This is a genomic window from Bifidobacterium aemilianum (assembly GCF_003315635.1).
Taxonomy (GTDB): domain Bacteria; phylum Actinomycetota; class Actinomycetes; order Actinomycetales; family Bifidobacteriaceae; genus Bifidobacterium; species Bifidobacterium aemilianum.
Genome location: NZ_PDCG01000003.1, coordinates 76558 through 98224, shown reverse-complemented (window position 1 = coordinate 98224; position 21667 = coordinate 76558). Strand labels below are relative to the sequence as shown.

Below are 21667 nucleotides of genomic sequence, written 5' to 3'. Positions count from 1 at the left end.
GCGATACACGGCGTAAAGATGGATAGATACCAATGCCCTCGGCTTGGTCAAAGCCAGCTCTACGACTCCTGCTGGCACAGGCCCATGCCCGAGAACATCAACATGTATAGGTCCAGCATAGCAACATCCTGCGGACAGGACCACTTGAGACCAACAGCAATGGGCGCGGGTCCAGGTGTTACCCTGGCCCGCGCCCATCATCTGCCTGTGGCGAGAGACCGGCGAACTAGCGGCCCGGTCTCGCCGCCGTAGCTAGTGGCGGTATGCCGGCTTTACCACTGGTTGAAGGGGTCGAAGAGGCCACCGTCGTCACCGTCACCGTCGTCACCACCGCCCTGGCCTTGCTGGTTCGGGTCCTGCTGACCCTCGCCATTGCCACCGCGCTTGCGTTCGGAGCGGTTGTTGCCCTTGGGGGCGTCCTCGGCCTGGTCCAGGGTTACATCAACCTCGATGGTCTTCTTGTCACGAACGACGGTCAGCTTGGCCTTGTCGCCCAGGCCCGCCGCACGCATGTAGCCGAGCAGGGAGTAATTGTTGTTGACGGCCTTGCCGTTGTAGCCCACGATGGTGTCGCCAACCTTGAGGCCTGCCTTGTCCGCGGGGCTGCCGGAGACCACACCCGAACCACCGGCGGACTTGACGATCTGCGCGCCTCCACGGGACACCCCATCAGCCTCGACCTGGGCGCTCTTGATGGTCACACCCAGCTTGACGTGCTTGGCGGAACCGTGGGCGATGATCTCGTCGGAGACCCGCTTGACCAGGTTGGACGGGATGGCGAAGCCGATGCCGATCGAGCCGGCCTGGGAGCTGGATGAGGCGGTGGAGGCTATGGAGGAGTTGATGCCGATGACCTGACCGGCGCCATTGAAGGTGGGGCCGCCCGAGTTGCCCGGGTTGATGGCCGCGTCGATCTGCACGGCGTTGGTCACCACTTCGGACTTGCTCTCGTCCATAACGGAGACTGGCCGGTCCAGGGCGGAGACGATACCGGTGGTGGCCGTGTCATCGTAGCCCAGGGGGTTGCCGATGGCCATGATGTTTTCACCGACAGCCAGCTTGTCAGAATCGGCGAATTCCACAGGGGTGAGCTTGCTAGGTGGGTTCTTCAGCTTGATGACGGCCAGATCGGTGGAGGTATCGGTGCCGATGGTCTCGGCCTCGTACATCTCGCCATTGGCCAGGGTGACCTGAATGGCCTGGGCGCCGGAGATGACGTGGTTGTTGGTGACGATATGACCCTTGTCGTCCAGGATCGCGCCCGACCCCTTGGCCATGCCGTTCTGGACCTGGACCTGGATGGAGACCACGGAACCCGAGACGCTCTTGGAGACGGCGGTCCAATCAACACTCTGCCCGCTCTTGGCCTTGGCCGAGCCGGAGCCGGATTGGTTGGAGGAGATACTCCCCAGGGAACTGCTGGCCGGCACCCGGACCAGGCCGCCGGTGATGGCGCCATAGCCGATGCCCAGGCAGAGCACAGCGGTGACCACCGCAGAGACGACGGCGGTCACCACATTGCTGGGGGCCTTACGATGGGGCTGGACCTGGGGGCCGGAGGGGCCGCCATTGTTCTGCCCTGGCATAAAGGGCCCTTGGGGAGCCTGGGGACCTTGGGGTCCCTGTGGCCCCTGGAAGGGGTTCTGCTGGCCGGCATTGCCGTTGCCATAGAAGGGATTCCCGGTGAGGTAGGGATTGCGGTCACCCGTCTGACCGGGCTGGCTGGGCTGACCAGCCTGACCAACCTGGCTATCAGGACCGGACTGGCCGGCCGGGGCGATCGGACTTGTCTGGGCATTCCCATCCACCCCGGGCACCTGCCCAGCGGCGGAATCCTGCCCCTGAGTCGCTTCCCCCGTAGGAATGGGCTCTGTAACGGCCGGCCCGTAGACCCCATACTCAGGCGCCGGGCGGTAGATGTTCTCGGTAGGAGCACCCCCCGTGTTGTCGGCCCTCGTCTCATCCTGGTCGGTGTGAGCGGTCTGTGCTGCCTTACCCTCCAGACCTGTCTGGCCAGTATGCTCACCCTGCTGATTGGGTGAGACGAAAGGATTGACCTGATTGTTCCTGGGGTCATGCTGAGGCTGCGCGCCTTGGCCCTGCCAATCACCCTCATGCTCTTCAGCCATTGCTGCTCCTTACATTATGGGGGGGTTCCGCCCTTGGCGGCTGCCGAACTGCTTGAATCGTTATCTCACAGTAAAAGCACTCGCTCTGGAAGTTTCCTGAATACCAGTGTAAAGGAAGTCGATAGTTTTCGTCAGATTACCCGAATGCGTCATTCCAGCCACATCCACGCCGCTCTTCGACCGACAGACAACCTGATATTCGACGGTCCAACGAACATTCCCGGCTGATAGGCAAACCCCATACCTTCAACGTGTCTTCTACTGTTCCGATACTAGCAGCGGACCAACGCCAGCGACGGGGCAGGACCACAGAGCGAAAGCGTTGGTGGCAGGACCACAAGAGGCCGCTTTCGCCCAGGCAGAAGTCCCATGCAGGGCTTCGCCTAGAGTGAACGGTATGAGCGATAGCAGCAGCAACACCAGCAAGCAGACCAACCTTCTGGACCACCCGCGGGGAGCACAGACCGGCCAGCCAGGAGACCGCAGGGCCTTCTCCTTCGAGACCAGGACCCGCCTGGCGGATTCGGCCGACGGCAAGGGTCGCAACGGAGCGCGTTGGGGGAGGACCGGCACCATTCACACCCCCCACGGCGACATCCAAACCCCGGCCTTCGTGCCCGTGGCCACCCAGGCGGCCATGAAGGGCGTACTGCCAGAGACCATCAAGGAGCTTGGCGGCCAGTGCATGCTCTCCAACGCCTTCCACCTGTTCGAGCGGCCCGGCGAACAGGTTCTGGACGAGGCGGGCGGCCTGGGGCGCTTCATGAACTGGGACCGCCCCACCTTCACCGATTCGGGCGGCTTCCAGGTCCTGTCCCTGGGTGCCGGCTTCAAGAAGACCTTGGCCATGGATGTGACCGGTATGAAGTCCGACCAGGTCATCGCCGAAGGCAAGGAACGCCGGGCCTTCGTGGACGAGGACGGCGTGACCTTCAAGTCACCCCTCAACGGCGACGAGCACCGGTTCTCAGCCGAAATCTCCATGGGCATCCAGCACCAGATCGGCGCCGACATCATGTTCGCCTTCGATGAGTTGACCACCCTCATGAACACCCGGTCCTACCAGGAGCAGTCGGTGGAGCGCACCTACCGTTGGGCCCAACGCTGCGTGGCCGAGCACCAGCGGCTGACGGCCGAGCGGGTAGGCAAGCCCTACCAGGCCCTCTACGGGGTGGTCCAGGGTGCCAATTACGAGGACCTGCGCCGGCATGCCGCCCAGCAGATCGCCTCCCTGGACTTCGATGGGGTGGGCATCGGCGGGGCCATCGAGAAGCGGATCATCGGCAACACCTGCGCCTGGATCTGCGACGAGATGCCGGAGGACCGCCCCCGGCACGTACTGGGCATCGCGGCCGTGGACGACATCTTCGCCTGCGTGGAGAACGGCGGCGACACCTTCGACTGCGTGGCCCCGGCCCGCTGCGGCCGCAACGGCGCCATCTTCACACGCGATGGCCGCTACAACGTCAAGCGCGCCGAACACAAGCACGACTTCGGCCCCCTGGAGGAGGGCTGCGACTGCTACACCTGCACCCACTACTCCCGGGCCTATGTGGACCACCTGCTCCGGGCCCGCGAGATCAACGGCTTCACCCTGGCCACCATCCACAATGAGCGCTTCTTCATCAAGCTTCTCGACGACATCCGCGCCTCCATCGACGGCGGCTACTTCGAGGACTTCCGCGACCAGACCCTGGCCCGCTACTACGCCCACGGCAGCCGCGGCTAACTCCTACCGGCACCCATCCCCCACCTCAACCCCCCCCTCCTGCCTGTAGGGCCTCCGCACAAGCCACTCCAGGTCGGCATGCGCAAGCGGCAACCCGCCAGCAAGGAGGAAGGGGCTGGGTGCGACACGTCGGCAGAATACGGCTCTAGCCGACGAGGTGCAATAGGATACGGGATGGTAAATAAGAGGACCGGCAGAAGGAGCTCCTCAAGGATGAACACCGCTTCAGACATGCGAACCGACCTGATGACCATGGACCTGGGCCAGGCCGTCGCAGCCCGTCATTCGGTCAGAATGTATACCGATGAGCCCGTGGCACCCGAGATCCTCCAGGCCCTGGATCAGGAGATAGCAAGCTGCAAGGCCCGCTCCGGCCTCCACCTGCAGATGGCCAGCGGACTTGATGACGCCTTTGCCGGCCACAAGACCCACTACGGGCGCTTCAAGGGTGTGCACAACGCCATAGCCCTGATCGGCCCAGGAGCCATACCCGCCGACCTGCACGACAGGAAGGCCGACCAGTTTCCTTTGGACAACCCCGCCGAGCGTGACCTTCAGGAAGCTGTCGGCTACTGGGGCGAACAGCTTTCCCTAACCTTGGTCAGACTGGGACTTGATAACTCCTGGGCCGTATTGGATGACGCCGACCAGGGCTGGTGGCAGCTGGACGAGCAGGAGCACCTGATCTGGATCCTGGCCTTCGGCCACGGAGCCCGGGCCGGTGCCAAGCACCACTCCAAGCCCATGGATAATCTGACCCAACTCCCCGAGGGGATGAGCCTGGATGAGGCGCCCGATTGGTTCCGTGCCGGCATGGAGGCGGCCATGCTGGCCCCCACCTCCCTGGGCCAGCAGCCCTTTCTCTTCACCCTGACCGAATCCGGCAAGGTCCGGGCCCAAGCCACAACCGGTCTCTTTGCCCACGTTGGCCTGGGCTGCGCCAAGCGCAACTTCGAAATCGGGGCAGCCAGCGCCGGCAAGGACCAGGTGGCATGGGAGTAGGAGCACCCACCCCCTCCTTGGCTTGAAAGCGGCGACTGCCATAGGCAATAGGTCCAGGGACCTGGCCAACCGATACCTGGCGGAATGTCACGGCACACCCGGACTTGTCTTTATCTCGTCCAAGTGCTATTTTTGTCCATTGTCTGCGAGCGTGGCGGAATGGTAGACGCGCTGTCTTCAGGTGGCAGTGAGCAACTGCTCGTGGGGGTTCAACTCCCCCCGCTCGCACTTGATTGAAGAAGGGGCTGCATGTAGATTGCAGCCCTTTCTGATAGGTATGGTCATGCTCAACGAGGTATACGGGGATATACGCCAAAATGTGTGCGGGGTAGTCAATGATGTTGGTGTATCTGGTGGGGGTATGGAACTCTGCCTATAGGCCATATCGCTCGAATCCACCAGCCAGTCGGCCATAGTCCCCATAGCCAGGACCAGAACCAGAACCAGGCCATTGCTCATGATGGCTTCTTCCACCTCTACGTGGCAGGGGACCACCTTCTGGGCTTCGGGTCTCGCTAGCATAGGCACTGCTGGCTCCATAGGAGCCTCCCGCATCAACGCAGGCAACTGACCCAAAGATAGGGCCAAGAGGACCGGACAGAAGGGGCAGCGCATGATCAATGTCTTCAATCGCTTCTACCAGGGCTATGACGACTGGCTGGACACGGCGCCGGGCTCCCTGGCCGACCAAGTCGAGACCAGGGCCCTGATGGACTCCCTCAATCCCCAGCCGAGCCAGGCGATTCTGGAGGTCGGCTGCGGCACCGGCATCTTCACCTGCAAGCTGGCCGCCCTGGGCTGCCGTATGACCGGTGTGGACATCGCCCCCAATATGCTGGACCAAGCCCGGAGCAAGCTTCGCCAAGCGGGATTCCAAGCCGACCTTCGACTCATGGACATCACGGACATGCAAGGGCCTGAGGGCTCCTTCGACGCCGCCTTCTCCATGGCCTGCTTTGAGTTCCTGCCGGATATGGCCGCAGCCTACCAGGCCATGCGCAAGCTGGTCAGGCCCGGCGGCAGCATTGTGATCGGCAGCATCCAACATGGAGGGGCCTGGGCCGACCTCTACGAGAGTCCCGCCTGCAGGGGCACCGCCTACGAGTACGCCCACTTCCCCACGGCAGAGGACCTCATGGTCCTGGACCCGGACCATGTCAGGTCCAGGACCGACTGCCTCTTCATCCCGCCCGAACGGCCGGACCAGGACTACACCCTTGCCGAGGAAGACCGCCGCTGCGCAACGACCACCCGAGGAGGGTTCACATGCATCAGTTTCACCAAATAAGCTGCCAAATCAGCCTCTACCCCTTGGGCCAGGCCGATTACAACGGACCGGTCGACCAGGTGCTCGACTTGGTGAGGGCTTCCGGCCTGGAGGCCGAGACCAACGGCATGGCCACCATCGTGCGGGGTGAATCCGGCCGGGTCTTCAAACTGCTGGAGGCCGTGGACGCCCGCATGGCCGACCAAGGCATCCGCTACGTCTGCACTAGCACCCTCTCCAACGTCTGCGGCTGCCCCCTGCCGCCAACGGAATCCGACCCGACCTAGGCCCTATTCGTCGTCAATGAGAGAGGGGACCGTAGGGGCCTGGAAATAGCCGAGGATCCGCTGAAGGTAGGGCTCCAAGGTGCGGTTGGGCATGGAGAAGATCTCATGGGCCGAGTCCGCGAAGCGGACCAGTTCGACGTTGCCACCGGCGGCGGTGACCTGTTTGGCGAAACGGTCCTCGGCCCCATTCCTGACCCAGGTGTCACGTCCGGCCTGGAAGAGGAGGCTGGGGGTCTCCACCCGCCCGCAGGCCTCGGGGCGCATGATGGCCCGGGAGAGCCGCAGGGCCTCACGCAGCCAACCGAAGGTCGCCGCATTGGTCTGGTAGCTGGTATCCGCCAGGCGTTGCCGGTGGTACCAGGAGACCCTGGCCGCTGAGGCTCCTTCGTACCCAGAGAGGTCCTGGTCCTCACAGAAGGGCGCATGACCGGGAACCATACGCTTGTCTTGCCCGATGGTGCACATGGCTGCGGCCGCCACCCTGGCCAGCCAGTTGGGAACGCCGGTATCCGGGGCGATCATGGGGCTGGACAGGACGGCCTTGTCGAAGAGGTCAGGATGCTCCTCCAGCAGGGCAGCACCGATGCCGCCACCCATGGAGTGGGCATAGAGGTAGAGGGGCGATTCGTCGGCATACTGCTGCCCGATGGTCGAGGAGAATTTGGCCAGGTCGGCCACATAGCGGCGCCAGTCGTCGATCCACACCAGGGAGGGGTCCTTGATGTCATGGATGGAATGACCGTGGCCCCGGTGCTCCAGCACGCAGACCGAGTAGCCGGCCAGGAGGAAATACCAGACCATCTCCGAATACTTCTCCGCGAATTCGGTGAAGCCATGTGATATGACGATGGTCCCGTGGAAGCTCCCCACAGCACCTTCGATGTCGAGGCCGTCAAAGGCCCGGGAGTCATAGTACAAGTAGTGGAGCCGGCCGCTGGGCTGCTCCTGGCCAGGTAGACGGGCCGGGTCCATCCACCCCTCAACCCGGCAGCGGGCCAGGGCTGGCAGCACCCGCCCCTCCATCTGGGACCGATAATCCTGTTCGTCAATCAGCGGTATCCTCATAGGTTCAGCTTACCCGCAGGGCCCCTTGGTGCCTGGAACCTCTCCCTTCCACCAGTGGCCGCCGGCCAGCGGCACAGTCGCTCTCAGCCCTGGCCGGGCTCTGGGCCCCGCCCGCCTCCATGCCCAAGGCCTGGTAGAGGAAGTCCCGCTGCATGATCAGCAGGTTCCGGGCCACGGTCTCATCGTTGGTCATATGGGTGATGCCGGTCAGGGGCAGGAAGCTGTGGGGCCGGCCAGCCGCCATGAGGGCCTGGGAGAGCCGCAGGGAGTTGGCGATGCTCACATTGTCGTCGGCGAAGCCGTGGATCAGGAGGAGCGGCCGGCGCAGGGCCGGGGCGTCCCTGATGATGCTGTTGCGCTCGTAGGTCTGCGGATCCAAGCCTAGGTAGCGCTCGGTGTAGTGGGTGTCGTAGAGGGACCAGTCGGTGGGCGGGGCGCCTGCGCAGGCGGCATGGATGACGTCCGGCGCCTCAAGCACGGCGAGCGCGGATAGGAAGCCCCCGTAGGACCAGCCGATCATGGCCACCCGGCCGGTGTCCGCCTTGGGTTCGGCCTCGGCCAGGGCCTGGACCGCCTCGACCTGGTCCGCCAGGGTCACCGCCTTCATCTCCTTATGGATGGCCCGGTCCCAGGCGGGGCCACGTCCGGTGGTGCCGCGACCGTCTGCGGTGACGACCAGGAAGCCTTGGTCCGCCCACCATTGGGAATCCCAGTAGTGGGACTGGCTGAGCATGACCTCCTGGTGGCCCGGGCCCCCATAGGGCTTGAGGAGGACCGGCAGCCGCTCGGCCTGGGCGTACGGGCTTTGCGCGGACGGATAGGTGATGGCCGTCTGTAAACGGTGGGCACCCAGTTCCACAAAGCGGGTCTGTGGGCTAAAGCCGGGCTCCGCAGCCATGGAGGCGATGGAGTGGCCCAGGTGAGTCATTATGGGGGCAGGCGATTCCATGGTCCGGCCGGTCATGAGCAGCTGGCCGCCGACCCGCGAGCCAGTCCAGATACCTGGGGAGGGGTTGAGCACACGGACCTGCGTCTCCTCCCCCTGCCCGGGACAGCCCAGGGGTATCTCTAGCAGGTCAATGGTTTTGGGGTCCTTGGAGGCGGTCACCAGCAGACTGTCATCGGCCACGTCCAAGAGCGACCGGACCTGCCAACCCGCCGGCGTGCAGGGCCTGCCGTCACAGGTCAGCCGGTTGCTGTCGGCCTCCAAGTCATTGAAGGCGCAGATCAGACGGCCGTCAGGGGTCAGTGCAGGGGTGCCGGGCAGCAGGTCCAGCCAATGGTCGTTGACATGGGCCTCAAGAAGTCTGGTATGGCCGGATTCCAGGATTTCCAAGACCTGGTCCTTGCTTTGGGTCCGGTTCTGCACCAGGATTATCGGCCGGTGCCCGCCGGTCCAGCTGACTGCCGCCAGGTATTCGTAGCCCTCACTATCCCAGTCAATCGGGAATGTTTCACGGGAAACATAGGCACCCTGGGTGTCGAAGGCCAGCCTGACCTCAGCCAGGTAGACCCGAGCATTGGCCCTGAGGGCCTGGGCGTAACGGCGGCTGGCCGCGGGCCGGTCGGGATTGGCCGGATCACTGATATACCAGACCGGCTCGGGCGAACTGTCGAAGACCTCGAAGAGCAAGGCCCGGGAATCCGGCGACCACCAGAAACCCGCGTACCGATCCATCTCCTCACCGGCGATGAACTCAGCCAAGCCCAATTTCCAAGTCTCGTCCGAATCGCTCGCCCCAGAGCCCGCCCCAGGCAACCAGTCCGCACGGTCCGAGACATCCGCCAGGCCACAGACCCGGTCATGGTAGGCCAGCCGCTCAGCATTGTCGGCATCCAGCCCCTCACGGTCATCAATCCTCACCATTACCAGCCGCCGGCCGGTCGTGTAGGCGACCATCCTGCCATCCGGCGAAATCTCCGGGTTGATGACAGGAAGCCAGGGGGAGCCATCCGCCCCAAGACTGTCCGTGGCCAGTTGACGGGTGTTGGAACCCTGGCCATCTGGGTCGATTGTGGTCAGAAAGAGCTGGCCGTTGATGGTGAAGACGATTTTCCGACCGGCCTCATCCACTGAATAGGAGACAATGCCCTGACCGCCCTCCCGGGCACGCTCGCGTCTGGCCCTTTCCTCATCCGGCAGCCGCTCTTCATCAGCATCAGCCAGCAGCTCACGGGGGTCGGCCAGCAACAGCTCCTGATGCGCCGGTTCTCCATCCGCCCCGGGCCCATTGACAAGACTCATCCACAAGGCCGTCACCAAATCCTCCGAGCCTCGGGACCGCAGGAAAAGGGCCCTGCGACCGTCTCCTATCAGCCGTGCCGAGCGAGGCGCCCCACAGCTGAATCGCAAGGTCCGGGCTTTACGGGCCGGAAAATCCTCAATCGCCTGCATCGCTACCACATCCTTCGCATCCATTGGTTCCGCCATGGTCCCAAAACTACCTACACACCCAGTCAAGGCGGATGCCCGGGGTAGGCCGGCTAGGAACATGCCGCCATTCAGGAATGATTCAAACGCCGTTGGCATCCCATCGACTTTCATTAGGTATCGGTCCGGACGGGGCGGTTCACACCGTGAGCTCCATCGGCTATCTGACATTCAGCCTTACGTCTGCGACCGCATGATTGGCGGAAGGTGTTCATTGACCGGCCAGACGGCCGTCAGGGTGCAGAAGGGCTATGGGCGGCTCCATGACAGAAGGAGGCCAACCATGCCACGGGCACGCCATCCTGGGTCCTGGAGGAGGGTGCCTTTCGCGTGACATGCCTTACCGGTCACCAACCATCGTCATGAAAAAGTCACCAAAATCGGAAACCATCAACGGCCCAGCCATGCCTGTCCCTCCTCACCTCCCCCGAACCGGTACGGTCCGGGCTGGATTCCCTACGGGACCACTCCTGCTGGGAAAATTGGCCCATCCAATGGAGAAATTGCAAGAATTGCAAGGCTTTTCAACCCGATTCACACCGCCGCGTAGGATAGATAGAGATAGAAAGGGGTCACTATGAGCGTTCTCGACCGTTTTGAAAAGAGCGTCGAAGGTGCCGTGAACGGAGTGTTCGCGAAATTCGGGTCTAAAGACCTGCAGCCTGTCGACCTTTCCAGCGCCCTCGAACGTGAGATCGACGCCGAGGCCATGCCTGTGGGCCGCGACCGCACCGTGGCTCCCAACGAGTACCGCTTCAGGCTGAGCACCCCTGACTTCGACCGTATCGAGTCCTGGGGATCGGAAACCCTGGCCAATGAGCTGGCGGAGAATCTGACCCAGTACGCCAAGGGCCAACACTACGCCTTCGTGGGCCCGGTCGTCGTGATCTTCGAGGAGGACCTGGACCTCTCCAAGGGCAGCTTTAACCTGGTATCGGAATCCGTCCAGGGCAACGCCGTGCCCGTCACCACGGACGAGCAGACCCAAGACAGCCCCATGCTGGAGATCAATGGCAGCCAGTATCTGCTCACCAAGCCCAAGACGGTCGTGGGCCGAGGATCCGGCTCCGACATCGTCATCGACGATCCGGGCATCTCACGCAACCACCTGGAGATCGACATCACCGACAAGGGAGTCATCGCCAGGGATCTAGGCTCCACCAATGGAACATACGTAGAAGGCCATCAGGTGCCGGCGGCGACGCTGCTGGACGGCAACACCATCACCATCGGCCGCACCCGCATCCTGTACTGGGCCTCATCTCAGGATCAGGAGTAACAGCGAGGAGCGGGCACAACAGCTTATGATGATCACCGAACTGACATTCGCCATTCTCAAGTATGGATTCCTGATCCTGCTGTGGGTCTTCGTATGGCTGGTGGCCCGGTCCCTGCACAGGGATATAGCCGCGTTCAGCCCACGCAAGTCCAGGGCCCGGAGGCGCAAGGAGCGCAAGTCCCTCAAGACCAGCCAGCCCCCTGCCACTCCTGTGATGGCGACCATGCCCACCGGCAATCCCCAGGTCAGCCAGCCTGGGTCCGGCGGCATCAACCCCAGTCTGCTGGTGGTCATCGACGGCCCCCTGGCCGGCACCTCAATACCCCTGAGTGGGCAGACCATCAGCCTGGGCCGCTCCGCCTCAAACACCGTGGTGCTGGACGATGAATTCGTCTCCTCCCACCATGCCAGAATCTTCCTCGGCCAAGGTTCCCAAGATTGGGTCATCGAGGACCTGAACTCCACCAACGGCACCGTGGTCAGCCAACGGCGCATCAATGAGCCCACCATCCTGCCTGCCGGCGTTCCGGTACGCATCGGCGCCACAACCTTTGAATTGAGGTGAGCCACTGATGCCAAATTCCGCCAGTTCACAGCCGCTCTTCCTCTATTCCACCTCTGTCTCGGACGTGGGCACCGTACGCAGCAACAACCAGGATTCCTCCTTCGCCGGCGAACGCCTGGTGGCCATCTGCGACGGCATGGGCGGGCATGCTGGCGGCGACACGGCATCGACCATCGCCATCCGCTCCCTGGCCCATATCGAGAAGGATGACATGGGCGGCGACGTGGAGGCCGTCTCCTCAATGTTGGAGACCTCGATCATGGCCGCCCACGACGCCATTGTCGGCAAGGCCAAGCGCGAACGCTCACTGGCCGGCATGGGCACCACCGTGACCAGCCTGGCCCTGGTGTCCGGCTGGTGGGTCCTGGCCCATATCGGCGACTCCCGAGCCTACCTGCTGCGGCAGGGCAAGCTGACCCGGATGACCTCCGACCATAGCTATGTCCAGCACCTGATTGACACCGACCGGATCACTGAATCTGAGGGCCGCAACCACCCCCAGCGCAACGTGGTCATGCGGGTGCTGGGTGATTTCGACATTGACCCCCGGCCCGACATCGCCATCCGCAAGGCCCATCCGGCGGACCGTTGGCTGCTGTGCTCCGACGGCCTGTGCGGCGTGCTGGAGGATTCGACCATAGAGGAGACCCTCTCCACCGTGGCGGACCAGGGCCAGTGCGCCCAGGAACTGGTATCCATGGCTCTGAAGGCGGGTTCCACCGACAATGTGACCGCCGTGATAGCCGACGCCACCCTGGCCCTGGATGCGGATGCCTTCGACATCCCCCACCAGACCCCCCTGGTCGGCGGTGCCGCCTCAGCCTCCCTGGAGGCCATAGCGGACATCATCAATGAGCCAGTCGCCTCGGCCCCTGCCCTGGTCGAGGGCAAGAACTCCCCAGCCCAACGGGCGGCCGCCCTGACCCAGTACCCGGACGACGACCAGCCGGTCAGCCGTCTGGCCCAACCCTCGGCCGTCCGTGAGGAGACCGGTGAGAAGATCACGGTCGACACCGGCGAGATTCCCGTGGTGCAGAAGGAGAACGGCCGCATCAGCGCCGACCCCAACGACCCGGAAGTGGCCCAGGTCATCCACCACAAGCAGGAGGAGAAGCACCAGGCCGCCCGCAAGCGCAAGCGTCGGCGGCGGCTGTGGGTGCTCACCGGCATCCTGGCCCTGCTCCTGGCCCTGTCGTCCGGCGCCTTCGGTGCCTACCATTGGAGCCAGTCCAAGTACTACCTGGGTAATGGCGATGGTTATGTGACCATCTACCAGGGGGTCAACACCAACCTTTTCGGGGCCGGTCTCTCCCACCAGGTCGAGCGGACCTCCATATCCATCTCCTCCCTGCCCCAGTCCTGGCGGGACCAGTTGGACGAGGGCATCGCCGTGGACAGTCTGACTGAGGCCCGGAGCCATGCCAAGCTGATCCAGCGGGAGGGCAAGCGGCTGAAGCAAGCCGAGAAAAAGTCCCAGGTCAAAGACAAAGAGGCCAGGGGTTCCAAGGACAAGCCGGCACCAACTGACACAGCAGCCCCAACAACCCCAGCGACCCCGACGGAAACCGAGCACCCCAGCGACCCGGCCAGCACCCAGCAGGGAGGCCAGTCCTGATGTTGCTCACCCGTCTGCGCCAGGTATCCCTGCTCCTGGCCGCCATGCTGGTCAGCTTCCTGGCCTACTTCCAGATGTTTGAACGCACCCTGGGCCACTTCCCGCCTGAATATGCGGTCCTGCTGGCCATCATCGCCGGCCTCTTCATGCTGCTCTGGGCCCTCCTACTCAAGTTCCAGCCCTATGCCAGCCAGTCCATCCTGCCCTGCGTCCTGCTGCTCACCGCAGTGGGCTCCATGATGATCGCCCGCATTGATGAGGAGAACAAAACCTCGGTGGCCTTCCGGCAGCTGATCTGGGTCTGCATAGCCCTGGCCCTCACCTGTCTGCTCATCACCCTGCTTAGGGATTACCGGATTCTGCGCCGCTTCTCCTACGTGAGCATGGTCGTGGGCCTGGCTCTCCTGCTTTCGCCCATGATTCCGGGCCTGGGCAAGGAGATCGGTGGTGCACGCATCTGGATCGGCTTCGGCTCGCACACCCTGCAGCCGGCTGAGTTCGCCAAGCTCTTCCTGGCCTTCTTCTTCGCCGCCTACCTCTTCGACCACCGTGACCAGCTGGCCGTGGGGGGCAAGAGGTTCCTGGGCATCCAGTTCCCCCGCATCAAGGACCTGGGACCCATAGTCATCGTCTGGGCCGCCTCCATGGGCGTTCTGGTGGTCCAGCATGATCTGGGCACCTCCCTCATGTTCTTCGCCATGTTTGTGGCCATGCTCTACGTGGCCACCGGCCGTAAAAGCTGGCTGGCCATCGGCGCTGTGGCCTTCGTGCTGTCGGCGGTGGTCGCCGTCCACATCTTCCCCCATGTGGGCTACCGGGTCGGCTCCTGGCTCCACCCCTTCGACAATGAGGTCTACAACCGTTCCCCCGGCGGATCCTGGCAGATAGTCACCGGCATCTTCGGCCTGGCCTCGGGCGGCATGGTCGGCACTGGCATCGGCCAGGGGCACCCAGCCCTGACCCAGTTCGCCAACTCCGACTTCATCTACGCCTCCCTTGGCGAGGAGCTGGGCCTGACCGGGCTCCTGGCCGTCCTGGCCCTCTACCTGATCATCATCGCCTCCGGTTTCATCACGGCCATGAAGATCACCGACGGCTTCGGCAAACTCCTGGCCTCGGGTCTGGTCTTCACCATGGCCTTCCAGGTCTTCACCGTGGTTGGCGGCATCACCCTGGTCATTCCCCTGACCGGCCTGACCCTGCCCTATATGGCGGCGGGCGGCTCCTCACTCATCGCCAACTACCTGCTGGCGGCCCTCCTGATCGTCATGTCCAACTCGGCCAACAAGCCAGAGCCGGAGACCCTGTCCGACACCTTCCAGTACGAGGCCCTGGCCGTCCTACGTGACCACGAGCTCAAGACCCATGGCAGTGACAAGGACCGGCAGGCCAAGCCCCGCACGTCCTCCAGCAGTGCCGCCGAAACGGCTCAGGCCCCGATTGAGACCGGCGGAGGTTACGACGATGGTGAGGATGCCGAACTGGCACACACCTCCAGCTTCGCCAGCCTGCCCATTCCCGAACCCCCGCAAGTCCCGCACATCTCCCGCCCAGCAGTCGACCCGAAAGGAGGCGCCAAATGAACAAAAGCCTCCGCCAGCTCTTCACAGCGGTCATCGTCCTCTTCACGATCCTGGGCATGTCCAGTTCGATCATCACCGCCATATCGGCCAACAAGCTCAACAACGACCCCCGCAACCGCCGGGCCCTCTACCATGAGTTCGGTGCGCCCAGGGGCTCCATACTGGCCTCCGATGGTACGGTGATCGCCAAGTCGGACCCCATCAACGATGCCTTTGAGTACCAGCGCTCCTACAGCAACGGCGAACTGTACGCCCCGGTCACCGGCTTCTTCTCCATCAGCCAGCGGGCCGACCGTGGCATCGAAGCCTCCCGCAACGAGCTTCTGAGCGGACAGGCCGACTCCCTCTTCTGGGAGCGCTTTAAGACCCTCCTGGCCGGCAACGACAACAAGGGGGCCTCCATCGAGACCTCCATCAATCCCAAACTCCAGGCCAAGGCCTACGAGCAGCTAGACGGCAAGGACGGGGCTCTGGTGGCCATCGAGCCCAAAACCGGCAGGATTCTGGCCATGGTCAACTCGCCCACCTACGACCCCAACCTCCTGGCCTCCCACGACACCGCCAAGGTCAATGAGGCATATTCAGCCATCACCGCCGACGAATCCAACCCCATGCTCAACCGGGCGGCCTCCCAGCTCTACCCACCCGGGTCCACCTTCAAGACCGTGGTTGCCGCAGCGGCCTTGGAATCGGGCCGATACGAGCCGGACACGGAGATTCCCGCCGGAGCTTCCTATACCCTTCCCAACACCTCCACCCAGCTGACCAACGTGGAGGGCGCAGCCAACGGCAGCAACGGCCAGATCTCCTTCCGCGACGCCCTGGCCTACTCATCCAACACTGCCTTCGCCCAGTTGGGGCTGCAGATGGGGTCCAGCGCCATCGAGGACCAGGCCAAGAAGCTGGGCTTTGGCAGCTCCGTGACCATTGATGGATCAGACACGACGGGCCACCCCATGAAGGCCGTGGCCTCCAAGTTCCCCAGCAACCTGACCGACGACAAGCTGGCCATCAGCTCCATAGGCCAGGGAGACGTGCTGGAGACCCCCCTGCAGAACGCCATGGTCGCCTCGGCGATCGCCAACGGGGGCACGCTCATGCGCCCCACCCTGGTGGACCGTGTACGCTCCAACGACCTGTCGGTCCTCTCGAAGACCAAGCCCTCGACCATGTCACGGGCCTTCAGCCCCCAAACCTCCTCCAAGCTCACGGACATGATGGAGGCTGTGGTGACCAAGGGGAACCCCAACCTGATCATTCCCGGCGTCCCAGTGGCGGCCAAGACCGGCACAGCCCAGATCGGGCTTCACAACGAGAGCGTGGACGGCTGGGTCATAGGCTTCGCACCCGCCGACAAGCCCCAGATCGCCGTGGCGGTGGTCATCCATAACGTCAGCACCCTGGGCTCTCTGGCAGCAGGACCGATTATGAAGGAAGTCATGCAGGAGGCGCTGCGCAAATGAAACTCATTGAAGGACAGCTCATTCACCGGCGCTACCGACTCGACCAGCGTCTGGCCCAAGGCGGTATGGGCGAGGTCTGGAAGGGCTACGACATCCAGCTGGGCCGGGTGGTGGCCATCAAGGCCCTGCGTGCCGATAGCGGGAAGAATGTGGAGACCAAGGTGCGCCGGCTGCGGACCGAGGCCCACAATTCAGCCAATCTGGCCCACCCCAACATCGCCGCTCTCTTTGAATACTACGAGCACGACGGCATCGGCTTCCTGATCATGGAATACGTGCCCAGCGACTCCCTGGCCGACCTCTTCCATCGCAAGGGGATCCTGGAGGCCACCGAGCTCCTGCCCATCCTGATTCAGACGGCCCGGGGGCTCTTCATCGCCCACTCCCATGGGATCATTCACCGTGACGTGAAGCCGGCCAACATCATGGTCTCCGAAGAGGGCGAGGTCAAGATCACCGATTTCGGGATCTCCACCTCCAGCAACCAGGAATCCATCACCCAGGACGGCATGGTGGTGGGCACCGCCCAGTACATCTCACCTGAGCAGGCCCAGGGCCAGCAGGCCACCCCCCAGTCCGACATCTACTCCTTGGGGGTCGTTGCCTACGAGGGCCTGTGCGGCCACCGGCCCTTCACCGGGGCGACGCCGGTCGACATCGCGGCCGCCCACGTCAACGACCCGGTCCCGCCCCTACCGGATTCGGTGGACCTGCAATTGCGGCAGTTCATCATGTCCATGCTCTCCAAGGATCCGCAAGACAGACCCAAGGACGCCCTGGTCGTCTCCAGGACCCTGTCGCGTATAGAACGGCGGCTCCTGGACCAGCAGACCATGCTGAGCGATTCAACCACCGTGGTCTCATCTGGGCGGCGGTTGCCCAGACGTGTGGCCTCAAGACCCCATGGGCAACAACTCTTGACCGGTTTGCAGGGTAGAGTCGGTCAGGGCGCTTCGGAGGGGACGTCGCATCCGCAGGACAGCGCGAAATCACGTAAGGCAAATTCCCAGGGTAACGAAGATTGGAAGGACCAGCAATGAGCAACACGATGCCCGCTTCATTGGCGAACGGCCGCTATCAGATCGGCCAGCTGATCGGCCGTGGTGGCATGGCCCAGGTCTACACGGCTCTGGACACCCGTCTTGGCCGGACCGTGGCCCTGAAGATGATGCACTCGGACCTGGCCAATGATGACATCTTCCTCTCCCGCTTCCGCCGGGAGGCCCACTCCGTGGCGCAGATGAACAATCCCAACATTGTCAACATCTACGACTCCGGCGAGGAGACGATGACCGACGAGGCCGGCCGCACCGAACGGGTGCCCTATCTGGTCATGGAGTACGTCAAAGGCCAGACCCTGCGCGACATCATCAAGGCCAACGGCCCCCTGAGCCAGCGGGATGCCGAACAGGTCATGATAGGCGTGCTCAACGCCCTGGAATACTCCCACCGGATGGGCGTCATCCATCGGGACATCAAGCCCGGCAACATCATGATCTCCGAGCAGGGCATGGTCAAGGTCATGGACTTCGGCATCGCCCGGGCCCTGGACGACTCCGTGGCGACCATGACCCAGTCCCAGGGCGTGGTGGGCACGGCCCAGTACCTCTCCCCCGAGCAGGCGCGCGGCGAGACCGTGGACATGCGCTCCGACCTCTACTCGGCCGGCTGCGTCCTCTATGAGATGCTGACCGGCAAACCGCCCTTCACCGGCGACTCAGCCGTGGCCATCGCCTACCAGCACGTCTCCGAGGTGGCTGTGCCGCCCTCGACCATGGTGCCCGGTCTGCCCAAGATGTGGGACCAGATCTGCGCCAAGGCCATGGCCAAGGACCGGCAGAACCGCTACGCGACGGCCGCCGAGTTCAAGAACGATATCCTGACCTTCATGAACGGCGGGGTACCGGTCGCCGCCAACTTCAACCCCCTGGCAGACCTGGCCAATATGAAGGCCCGCAAGCAGGCCGAGCAGACGGCCGCCACCCAGGCCATGAGCCCCATCGAGACCGCCGCCACCCAGGCCTTCAACCCGGTGACCGGCCAGTTCGAGGCGACCATGGCCCCCCAGGCCGTCGGCACCCAGCTCAAGACCCGGTCCGAGCAGGCCACGGAGGCCAAGGCCAAGCGCAAGAAGAAGATCATCATCGGTTCCGTCATCGGAAGCCTGCTGCTAATCGCCGCCATCGTGGGCCTTGTCTTCTTCCTGAAGGGCGTCGGCAAGGGTATCGACCAGGTCGTGGTCCCCACCTTCAGCGACACCACCACCGAGGACCGGGCCCGGGAGAAGCTCACCGAGGCCGGCCTGAAGATGCAGGTCAAGCAGGACACGGACTCCTCGGAACCCGAGGGCACCTTCACCAAGCAGTCCCCCAAGGGCGGCAGCAAGGTGGCCAAGGGCTCCACCGTCACCGTCTGGTTCTCGGCCGGCCCCAAGGCAGTCAAGATTCCAGAAGTCAAGGGGCGCAGCCAGGAGGAGGCCAGGTCCGTCCTGGAGAAGGCCGGCTTCAAGGTCACCCCCAGCACCCAGACCGAAGACAGCCAGGACGTGCCCAAGGACAAGGTCACCCGCACCGACCCCGCCGCCGGCCAGGCCATCGACAAGGGCTCCACCCTGATGCTCTACATCTCCTCGGGCATGACCAAGGTGCCGGACGGCCTGGTCGGCCAACCCAAGGACGCCGTCCTGGCCAACCTGAGCAAGCAGGGCTTCAGCACCCAGGTCAACAGTGAGTATTCCGACACGGTACCCAAGGATTCCGTCACCCGCGTGGAGCCCGGCTCTGGTACCGCCATCGAGCAGCGCGGAACCATCGTGGTCTACGTCTCCCAGGGCAAGGAACAGGTCAGCGTGCCCAATACCACGGGTATGACCCTGGGCCAGGCCAGGTTCCTGCTCAGCCAGCAGGGGCTCGCCGCAGGCCTGCCCAATGGGGGCAGCGATACCGACATCGTCGACCACCAGGACCCGGTGGCGGGCGCCAAGGTCGACAAGGGCTCCACCGTCAACCTGACCGTCAAGCCCACCCAGACCGCCAACTCCGGCAACAGCTCAGGCGCCGGTAGCAATGGAGGCGGCACCGGTATGGGTAACGGCAGCCAGCAGGGCAACAAGAACTGATCCGCAGGGTTCCGTATAACAAGGAGGACCTACCAGGGCATGTCTCTGGTAGGTCCTCCTGTTATTGGGATTCCCCGCTAGGAGGCGTCGAGGGTCCCGTAGTTGGATAGCTCGCGCAGGAAGGGGATGTTGGCGGTACTCCAGGGGTAGACCCATTGGAGCAGCGCGGCCGACACCAGCAGGAGCAGGAGGACCAGGAGGATTGCTCTGACCAGGGCGGGCCCGGGCTGGTGGCGGTAGATGAAGCCGTAGAAGCTGGGGTCGGGCTGGGTGCGCAGGCCCTGACGAATCTCCTTGAGGCGGGGCCAGCGCCAGGCCACGGCCGCGGCGAGGAAGATAATCAGATAGGCGGCCAGCATGACCAGCATGACCGGCAGCAGGGAACCCAGCCGGGCCGCAGGCGACACCTTGCCCTCATTGATGAACTGGACCGAACCGGAGGCGTCCTTGCTGGCCAGCTCGGCCGGCACGCCGTCGGCGACCTTGGCCCAGTATTTGAGTTCGCCGTGGGCAATCCAGCGGTGGGTGGGAGACGAGTACTTGGGCTCGCAGGTGGTCAGGGTAATCATGCGCTTGCTGGGTGACATCTCCGGGTGGTCCGGCACCGGCGCTATGGTCTCCACCTGCTCCGGGGTCACGATCTCGTGGCTTTGGTAGAGGTAGATGTACCAGTAATCCTTAGTCCTCACCACAATCGGGTCGCCATCCTGGAACTTGTCGATGTCGCCCAGGGGCTGCCCATAGCCGTTGCGATGCCCAGCCACTGCGAAGTTGCCGACATCCCCTGGGTGCTGCGTGTCAACGTAATGGCCCATGCCATGCTCATTGAGTATCTTCTGGTCGGTGCCCTCGACGATATTGTGCATCCACTGCTTGCCGAAGCGTGGCACGTACATCTCGGCCATCAGCTCGCCCTCTGAGATCTTGGAGGGCTGAACGGGCACCTCTCCAACCTGGGGCTCGGCTATCTTCAGGTCCTTGTGCTGGGCGGGACTGGACCAGTTGCTGCTCTCGCGCGTCAGCAGTTGCTGGTGGTCGGACTGGGCGCCGGTCCACCAGAGGAGCCAGACCACGTAGAGGGCCAGTATCGCCGCTATGGAGACCAGGAGCTCGGCCAGCAGGCCTAAGATCTTCTTCCAAGTGGGTTTGCCGCCCCTGCGGTGGCTGGGGCCCTGCCCATGGCCCTGCCCGCCATCGTGGGGGTTGCCGGACCCACTGGCCTGGGCCGACTCTTCGGCGTCAAGCAAACGGAGATACTCAGAGAGGTCAAGGTCGTTGGTGCTGTCTGTCATGCTCAGTTCTTGCCTTCCTTATGCGGAACAGAGGCGTACCTCATGGGCTGCAGGACCGGTGACTCGGGGAACCGCAGGTTCTTCTTGGTCTCCACCTTCCAGCCCAGTCCGAAGGCGGACACATATTCCTTGTAGACACCGATGGCCTGGGACTCGTCCAGGGCCCGGTTCATGTCGTCGGCCGGGCCGATGGCCGAGACCGTGTAGGGGGGTGCGTACTTCTTGCCCTGAAGCATCAGCACATTGCCCTTGCAGATCACGGCCGAGTTGAAGAGGACCCGCTGGTCCTGGATCATCATTGCCTCTGCTCCACCCTTCCATAGGGCGTTGACCACGGCCTCGATATCCTGCTGGTGTATCACGTAATCGTTGATGTTGGGCGCGGACCCGGAACTGCCCACGGCGTTCTCCCAGAGGGGTGAGTCGGCGAGGGTCACACTGATGCCGGGGCCGGTGACGGCCGGAAGCATGGTGCCGGAGCCGGCGTCATCGCTGGATTGGTCCTTCTGTGCCTGGGAATCGGCCACGCCGATGTTGTTGAAGGTGTTGATCTGGGAGCTCAGGTCCTTGACCTCTGCCTGAAGCTTGCTGACATGCTGGACCCGTTGGGCCACCAGATCTGCGGCGTCCGAGGTGACGGCGACGGACCGGTTGACCTGCATGTTTGCCATGAGCAGGTAGCCGAACAGCGCCACGATGACGAAGACGGCGATGGAGCCCAGGCGTGAGCGTTTGACCCCATGCCTGGCCGTGGGAGCCTTGCCCGGCCGTTTCGCAGTCTGCTTCGCCATATCGTATTTCCTTCGGTTGGCACCAGGTAATAGTGTGTAATATTGGCCGCT

Annotated in this window: 15 protein-coding genes, 1 tRNA gene and 1 pseudogene; 12 read left to right on the top strand and 5 right to left on the bottom strand. The window is 63.6% G+C overall.

What is annotated here, in order from left to right; all coding sequences use genetic code 11:
• Positions 1 to 272: 272 nt before the first annotated feature.
• Positions 273 to 2129: a trypsin-like peptidase domain-containing protein gene (locus tag CRD60_RS04215; RefSeq protein WP_113860057.1), complete on the bottom strand. Its 1857-nt coding sequence runs from the start codon at positions 2127 to 2129 to the stop codon at positions 273 to 275.
• A 397-nt stretch (positions 2130 to 2526) separates the two neighbouring features.
• On the opposite strand from CRD60_RS04215, the gene tgt reads away from it, so the two are divergent.
• The 5 genes and pseudogenes from tgt to CRD60_RS04190 all read left to right on the top strand — a co-directional run bounded on the left by tgt (position 2527) and on the right by CRD60_RS04190 (position 6414).
• Positions 2527 to 3858, top strand: coding sequence for a tRNA guanosine(34) transglycosylase Tgt (gene tgt / locus CRD60_RS04210; protein ID WP_113860056.1), 1332 nt, complete (start codon positions 2527 to 2529; stop codon positions 3856 to 3858).
• A gap of 213 nt (positions 3859 to 4071) precedes the next feature.
• Positions 4072 to 4860 (top strand): nitroreductase family protein, encoded by a 789-nt coding sequence (locus tag CRD60_RS04205; protein ID WP_236630829.1) that lies wholly within the window; start codon positions 4072 to 4074, stop codon positions 4858 to 4860.
• A gap of 145 nt (positions 4861 to 5005) precedes the next feature.
• A tRNA-Leu gene (locus tag CRD60_RS04200) sits at positions 5006 to 5088 on the top strand.
• Positions 5089 to 5467: 379 nt separating this feature from the next.
• A pseudogene (locus CRD60_RS04195) lies at positions 5468 to 6148 on the top strand (class I SAM-dependent methyltransferase); the annotation flags it as partial.
• Positions 6127 to 6414, top strand: coding sequence for a YkoF family thiamine/hydroxymethylpyrimidine-binding protein (locus CRD60_RS04190; protein WP_113860054.1), 288 nt, complete (start codon positions 6127 to 6129; stop codon positions 6412 to 6414). The pseudogene CRD60_RS04195 and the gene CRD60_RS04190, both read left to right, overlap by 22 nt.
• Before the next feature lie 3 nt (positions 6415 to 6417).
• Here the strand turns inward: CRD60_RS04190 and CRD60_RS04185 are convergent, their stop codons facing one another.
• Both CRD60_RS04185 and CRD60_RS04180 read right to left on the bottom strand, forming a co-directional pair.
• A complete protein-coding gene (locus tag CRD60_RS04185) occupies positions 6418 to 7479 on the bottom strand; it encodes an alpha/beta fold hydrolase (protein WP_113860053.1) in 1062 nt (353 codons plus the stop codon).
• A gap of 4 nt (positions 7480 to 7483) precedes the next feature.
• Entirely contained in the window at positions 7484 to 9910 is a 2427-nt protein-coding gene (locus tag CRD60_RS04180; RefSeq protein WP_407923168.1) for an alpha/beta fold hydrolase, read from the bottom strand.
• 577 nt (positions 9911 to 10487) lie between these two features.
• Here CRD60_RS04180 and CRD60_RS04175 point away from each other — a divergent pair.
• Genes CRD60_RS04175 through pknB form a run of 7 tightly spaced genes read left to right on the top strand, consistent with a single transcriptional unit; the run spans position 10488 to position 19533 of the window.
• On the top strand, positions 10488 to 11189 hold the full coding sequence (locus CRD60_RS04175; protein ID WP_113860051.1) for an FhaA domain-containing protein: 702 nt from the start codon (positions 10488 to 10490) through the stop codon (positions 11187 to 11189).
• A gap of 31 nt (positions 11190 to 11220) precedes the next feature.
• Positions 11221 to 11754 carry an FHA domain-containing protein FhaB/FipA gene (locus tag CRD60_RS04170; RefSeq protein WP_113860214.1) on the top strand — a complete coding sequence of 178 codons (534 nt, stop codon included), beginning with the start codon at positions 11221 to 11223 and terminating at the stop codon, positions 11752 to 11754.
• A 7-nt stretch (positions 11755 to 11761) separates the two neighbouring features.
• Positions 11762 to 13369, top strand: coding sequence for a PP2C family protein-serine/threonine phosphatase (locus tag CRD60_RS04165; protein ID WP_113860050.1), 1608 nt, complete (start codon positions 11762 to 11764; stop codon positions 13367 to 13369).
• Positions 13369 to 14952, top strand: coding sequence for an FtsW/RodA/SpoVE family cell cycle protein (locus CRD60_RS04160; RefSeq protein ID WP_113860049.1), 1584 nt, complete (start codon positions 13369 to 13371; stop codon positions 14950 to 14952). Before CRD60_RS04165 ends, CRD60_RS04160 begins: the two co-directional genes overlap by 1 nt.
• Complete coding sequence (locus CRD60_RS04155; protein WP_113860048.1) at positions 14949 to 16415, top strand: peptidoglycan D,D-transpeptidase FtsI family protein; 1467 nt, start codon at positions 14949 to 14951, stop codon at positions 16413 to 16415. Before CRD60_RS04160 ends, CRD60_RS04155 begins: the two co-directional genes overlap by 4 nt.
• On the top strand, positions 16412 to 17455 hold the full coding sequence (locus tag CRD60_RS04150; protein WP_113860047.1) for a serine/threonine-protein kinase: 1044 nt from the start codon (positions 16412 to 16414) through the stop codon (positions 17453 to 17455). Before CRD60_RS04155 ends, CRD60_RS04150 begins: the two co-directional genes overlap by 4 nt.
• Positions 17452 to 19533: a Stk1 family PASTA domain-containing Ser/Thr kinase gene (gene pknB / locus CRD60_RS04145; RefSeq protein ID WP_113860046.1), complete on the top strand. Its 2082-nt coding sequence runs from the start codon at positions 17452 to 17454 to the stop codon at positions 19531 to 19533. The genes CRD60_RS04150 and pknB overlap by 4 nt, the downstream gene beginning before the upstream one ends.
• A 77-nt stretch (positions 19534 to 19610) precedes the next feature.
• On the opposite strand, the gene CRD60_RS04140 is transcribed toward pknB, so the two are convergent.
• Both CRD60_RS04140 and CRD60_RS04135 read right to left on the bottom strand, forming a co-directional pair.
• Entirely contained in the window at positions 19611 to 20825 is a 1215-nt protein-coding gene (locus CRD60_RS04140) for a class E sortase (RefSeq protein ID WP_113860045.1), read from the bottom strand.
• Between the two features lie 2 nt (positions 20826 to 20827).
• Positions 20828 to 21616, bottom strand: a complete 789-nt coding sequence (locus tag CRD60_RS04135; protein ID WP_113860044.1) for a DUF881 domain-containing protein — start codon at positions 21614 to 21616, stop codon at positions 20828 to 20830.
• Positions 21617 to 21667: the final 51 nt, after the last annotated feature.